Consider the following 929-nt stretch of genomic DNA (forward strand, 5'->3'; position numbering starts at 1 on the left):
CCAGCGCGGCGAGACCACCAGGAACACCGCCAGCGCCGCGGCGGCCGCGATCGTGGTGTGCCCGGACGGCAGCGAGTTGTGCGTCAGCGTCGGGATGCCCCGGTCCGGACGGTCCAGCACCAGGTTCTTCAGGATCCAGGTCGTCGCCGCGGAGGCGAGCACAACCCCGACGGCGATCCCGGCGGCCTGCCACCGGCGCCGGACCAGCGCAACGACGACCAGGACGACGGCGGCGATCGCCACGGAGAGGTTGGGCAGCAGGTCCAGGAAATCGAGGAACACGCCCCGGCCGAGGCGCCAGCCGGCCTCTGCCTCGGCCCAGGCGGACTCGTCCGCGAACTGCCCGGTGGTGGTCCGGACCAGTGCGTAGTAGTTGAAGGCGAAGGCGGCGGCGCAGAAGAGGGCGCCCAACCAGAACAGGAACGGACTGTGGCCCGGGCGGCTGCGCCGGGAGGCACGCGCCCGCTGTTGCTGCTGATGGTTCATCGATTCAAGGGTGCCACACGAAGCTGGAGGAACGCCCACAGCCTTCGGCCGGCCGGGCGTCCCGATGCTGCCCGGGAGGGGACAACGTACAGTGGAACCGTGACCATCCTGCCGCCCGAGACCCCGCTGCACCTGCCCCCGCTGGAGGAACTGCAGGCGGCGGCGCGGGTGGTGTCGCTGCCCATGCGGGTGAAGTTCCGCGGGGTGCTGCACCGCGAGCTGATGCTGTTCGAGGGGCCGGCCGGCTGGGCGGAGTTCTCCCCGTTCCTGGAGTACGACGACGGGGAAGCGGCGTCGTGGCTGCGTGCGGCTATTGAGGCGGGATGGCAGGGCTTCCCCGAGCCGCTGCGCACGAGTGTGCCGGTCAACGCCACCGTGCCTGCCGTGGAGCCGGCAGACGTTCCGGCGGTGCTGGCCCGTTTCGACGGTCCGCAGACGGTGAA

The 929-nt window shown here is 71.5% G+C and carries 2 pseudogenes; one reads left to right on the forward strand and one right to left on the reverse strand.

Annotation, left to right across the window (positions count from 1 at the left end):
- Positions 1-486, reverse strand: a pseudogene (locus D477_RS20800) (phosphatase PAP2 family protein); the annotation flags it as partial.
- 183 nt (positions 487-669) lie between these two features.
- Between D477_RS20800 and D477_RS23470 the strand changes: the two are divergent.
- A pseudogene (locus tag D477_RS23470) lies at positions 670-929 on the forward strand (o-succinylbenzoate synthase); the annotation flags it as partial.

It is taken from the genome of Arthrobacter crystallopoietes BAB-32 (genome assembly GCF_000328305.2).
GTDB classification, from domain to species: Bacteria; Actinomycetota; Actinomycetes; order Actinomycetales; family Micrococcaceae; genus Crystallibacter; species Crystallibacter crystallopoietes_A.